Annotated in this window: 4 protein-coding genes; 1 reads left to right on the top strand and 3 read right to left on the bottom strand. The window is 33.4% G+C overall.

Annotated elements, in window-relative coordinates:
* Positions 1-102: 102 nt before the first annotated feature.
* The 3 genes from ABFR62_13285 to ABFR62_13275 all read right to left on the bottom strand — a co-directional run bounded on the left by ABFR62_13285 (position 103) and on the right by ABFR62_13275 (position 1,863).
* The gene (locus ABFR62_13285) at positions 103-570 is read right to left on the bottom strand and encodes a thioredoxin family protein (GenBank protein MEN8139393.1); all 468 of its coding nucleotides are present in this window, start codon (positions 568-570) and stop codon (positions 103-105) included.
* Between the two features lie 142 nt (positions 571-712).
* Complete coding sequence (locus ABFR62_13280) at positions 713-1,339, bottom strand: hypothetical protein (GenBank protein ID MEN8139392.1); 627 nt, start codon at positions 1,337-1,339, stop codon at positions 713-715.
* Between the two features lie 149 nt (positions 1,340-1,488).
* Entirely contained in the window at positions 1,489-1,863 is a 375-nt protein-coding gene (locus tag ABFR62_13275; protein ID MEN8139391.1) for an OsmC family protein, read from the bottom strand.
* Positions 1,864-2,313: 450 nt separating this feature from the next.
* Between ABFR62_13275 and ABFR62_13270 the strand changes: the two genes are divergently transcribed.
* On the top strand, positions 2,314-4,125 hold the full coding sequence (locus ABFR62_13270) for a hypothetical protein (GenBank protein ID MEN8139390.1): 1,812 nt from the start codon (positions 2,314-2,316) through the stop codon (positions 4,123-4,125).
* Positions 4,126-4,285 lie beyond the last annotated feature (160 nt).

Genomic DNA, 4,285 nt, shown 5'->3' with positions numbered 1-4,285 from the left:
ACTTTAGACTTTGTACTTTTAACTTAAATTAATCATAACAAATAAAAAAAGCCTCAAACACATTTGTGCAAGAGGCTGATAATATTTTATAATACTCTATAATTACATTTCAATCTGCGATTCAACACTTTTTATCCATGCTTCCGGACCACCCTGAACATATCCTGTTTTTATCATTTTACCTTTTGAAATAATAAATATTGAAGGATATCCTCTTACACCAAGTTCTCTGGCTAAAGAAGCATTTTGCGCTCTTAACTGGTCAGACTGTTGAATTCGTTTTGGAAAATCCAGTTCTAAAAGTTCAACATTATTCTTTTTGGCCCAATCTTTAAATTCTTTTGTGTCAAAAATTTCTTTTTTAATCTTTTTACACCATACACACCAATCAGTTCCTGTAAAATTCATCAATATAGCACTGTTGCTTGCTTTGGCTCTGGTAAATACTTCCTCTGCATTATTATTCCATCCTTCGTTTACTACCGGATCTTTAATTTCGTATGAGCTTTGAGCACTTGCAACCATTGCTATAAATAATAATGGGACTGCTAAAAATTTCTTTAAATTCATTTTGTAATTGTTTGTTTTTAATATCAGTTACCCTTGCGTGTCATTAATATAACAACGGGCAATCCTTAATTTTCGTATATATTTAAGTTTTCAAATATATGAAATTTCTGATCTAAATCATGAATTTCACTTTAATCTGCATTTAAAAATCGACAACAAAACCAATATTATTTTGAACAAAAGGATCTCCAAGATAATTCCCCTCCATATCTATCTGAATTTTAACCCTTTCATTTAACTGATAGGCTATACCAAAATTATACCAGTCCCAGGTTTCAGTCTCAGAATTAAAATCATAAGTAATATTAGAAAGTAGAAACAGGCTTATAGGAATATCATCTGTAAGATTTGGCGTACCAAACCCATATTGCCACCTCACCCTTGCTCCTTGTCCGCTATCAAAAGAATAACTAATACCCGGGCCTAAGAAAAAACCAATTTTTAAACTTTTAACCAAAGCAAAATTAAATGAGTACCAAAATGTAGTTTCATTTACGTCGCCAAAAAGTATTTCGGGTTTAACAACAGCATTTTTATGTACGGGAAGTACAGCTGTATAAAACATACTTTTTGCACCCAGAAACCTCACAACATTGGTCCAGGTATAATCAGGATTATGAATTTTATAGGGCGAAAACATATGACCTTTATCTTTTTCTCCCTTTTCTTCCTGTTGCTCTTTATCCTGCGAATATGTTCTAATCGAAAATAAACTGATTATTAAAACTGCTGTCAGTACCCTAATAATATTTTTTACCGTAACTCCCATAATACATCATTATGGCATAAATTTACTGATAAAAACTGTCTTTAACCAACTCAATACACTGATCTCTTATTAGTTACAGTAATTTACACCAAAAAAAAAGCGCTCTAAAAGAGCGCTCCATATATTATATATATTATGTTATTATAATATTATGCTTCTACATTATCAAAGTTCGTGATAACATTAAAAGAAGGAGCTTCTGCCAAGTGACGTTTCACCGGGCATTGAGCAATAACATTCTTAATTGCTTTGTTGTATTTCTCCGGGAATGACTCAGGTAGATCAACTAAAATATCTATTTTACCTACCATATTAGTCATTTGGTTATAATCCATTCTCTGGACTACTTTAACCTCATCCATTGGCATACCACGTTGCTGCATAAATGCCTGAACATAAACTGCTGAACACATTCCTGCCGTTGCCAGGAAAATTAAAAAAGGTGATTCATTCATTGTTATTTCACGACCTCCGATAAAAGGAACAATTCTTCCGTGTTCGTCAAATTTAATTTCAATATCCATAATAATCTTATAATTAAATAGTTAGATTCATTTATTTTGTAATGCAAAAGTATAGAAATGCAAAAGCGCCGAATGTCATATTTGTTACTTAATTGGGCAATTATGATATACACGCTTTTTTTGATGATAAATTAGCTATAATGTTCACTTCACAAATAAAATTTGAGTCCCAGCCCGATATTAATACCCAAAACCACTATTTATTGACTACAACATCTATTTGTTTATCCAATAATTGAGAGCAATTTATTCCAAAAATCACTTATATCTACTCCTTCAAATTTACGACCTAATACAACAATACGACAAAATATTAACTTAACCCCTTATTTCTCAGTGCCTTGCACGACAACTTTACTATGCTTGCATAGTTTTAATTATCAATAAGTTAGATGTTTTATTATACAGATTATTCGTAATTTGCGCACCTAATTTTTCAATAAATAAAGAATGAAAAAGAATAGTCTTCACACATTCCATATCCCCGTAATGGGTATCGGTTTTACAATCGATACACCGTTAAAAGTGGCTCAATATGGAATATCATCAGTAATATCGACTGTAGACGATATTTTGGTGGAGCGTCTTAGAAAATTCTATTCCGAAAAGTTTGATTTACCGTTTCAGGAAATTTCATCTAAAACTGATGATTTCAGAGCTAAACGTTTTACGGCATATTTAGATATGTTACACGATGTTGCAACTGAAAACCTGGAAGAAATTAAAAAATCTTTTCAGAATAAGACTTCTAAAGAGCTTGACAAATTGATGAATTTATTACCTGACGTATCAGGTATAAAAAATAAGTTTCATAATTTTTTAAGTAACCAGCCAAGTAAACAGGATGTTTACAACTGGCTAAACGAAAACCTGCAACTGGGTGATATTGATGTAAATATCATGACCAAGGTTGACAGAGACAACTACCGTAAGGGCGAAAAGCTACCAACGGAGTACAACGATGCTCATGCAGCATTACGTGGTTTTGCAAACAGTAAACTACAGTCTTCTGTAGTTCTGTCTGCCGGAATGAATCCAAGACTTTATGGATACATTGATAAATTTGAAGACTTTTTTCCTGATACAAATTTTAATCTGAGGAAAAAGGTAATTCTTAAGGTAAGCGACTATCGTTCTGCTTTAATCCAGGGAAAATATCTTGCAAAAAGAGGAATCTGGATTTCTGAATACAGAATAGAATCAGGACTAAACTGCGGAGGACATGCATTTGCTTCCGACGGGTATTTGATGGGGCCTATTTTGGAAGAGTTCAAACAAAACAGGCAAAGTCTGATTGACGAAACTCATGAGCTGTATATAAAAGCTCTGGAAGAAAAGGGTAAAAATGTACCTGTAGAGCCTTTAAATATTAAAATTTCGGCTCAAGGGGGTGTTGGTACTTCCGAAGAGCATGAATTCTTGTTAGATAAATACAATATTGATTCTGTTGGTTGGGGCTCTCCATTCCTGTTAGTTCCCGAAGCGGTTAGTATTGATGATGAAACATTAGATCAACTTAGTGATGCTAAAGAGAATGACCTCTATTTAAGTGGTATTTCTCCTTTGGGGGTTCCTTTTAACAGTTTACGTGGAAACACTAAAGACATTGAAAAGGCCGACCTGATTATGCAGGGGAAACCCGGAAGTTTGTGTCCTAAAGAGTTTGTAAAACTTAATACTGAATTTGGCGATAAAGCACTTTGTGTTGCTTCCCGTCAATATCAGACTAAGAAAATTGAGGAATTAAAAATAAAAAATCTTCCTCAGTTGGAGTACAGAAAAGAATACGACAAGATTACCGAAAAAGGTTGTATTTGTGTTGGTTTGAGTACTGCTACTTTAATTACAAACAAATTAGATTATAAGGTTGAAGGACCCGGTGTATCTGTTTGCCCCGGACCAAATATGGCATATTACGAGAAGAAGAGAACTCTGAAAGAAATGATCGATCATATATACGGAAGAGTTAACATACTTTCTCGCGAAGATCGTCCAAATATGTTTGTAAAAGAATTAAAGCTCTACATGGACTACTTCAAAAACCAATTGAGTGAGTTAAGCGCAGATGCAAGCAAAAAGGAGATAATTACTTTAAAGAAGTTCCAGAAGAATCTTAACTCTGGAATAGAATATTATCTCGATATGTTTAATTCTCTTAAGAGCAATGTTATTGATCAACGCGATAATATCCTTATGGACTTTGTTAACCTTAGGGATGAGTTAAATTCAATAGCTGTTGAACCAATAAAGGTTCCTGTATAAATTAAAGTTTTATCTATTGGGGAATAAATAAGCTTTAAAAACAAACAAGCAAAATGCAAAAAGCTCCGGGAATTATTTCTCGGGGCTTTTTTTTATAATATTTTGGGCGTGCCCCTGCGGGTCAGGCTTTCGCCTGTATCTTTTTGGATATTAGTCGGAG

The organism is Bacteroidota bacterium (genome assembly GCA_039714315.1).
Classification (GTDB): Bacteria; Bacteroidota; Bacteroidia; order Flavobacteriales; family JADGDT01; genus JADGDT01.
This window is presented reverse-complemented; position numbering and strand designations above follow the sequence as displayed.

Bases quoted from the DNA above. Each gene is read 5' to 3' on its own strand.
- ABFR62_13285 (MEN8139393.1), bottom strand. From the start codon at position 570: ATGAATTTAAAGAAATTTTTAGCAGTCCCATTATTATTTATAGCAATG.
- ABFR62_13280 (MEN8139392.1), bottom strand. From the start codon at position 1,339: ATGGGAGTTACGGTAAAAAATATTATTAGGGTACTGACAGCAGTTTTA.
- ABFR62_13275 (MEN8139391.1), bottom strand. From the start codon at position 1,863: ATGGATATTGAAATTAAATTTGACGAACACGGAAGAATTGTTCCTTTT.
- ABFR62_13270 (MEN8139390.1), top strand. From the start codon at position 2,314: ATGAAAAAGAATAGTCTTCACACATTCCATATCCCCGTAATGGGTATC.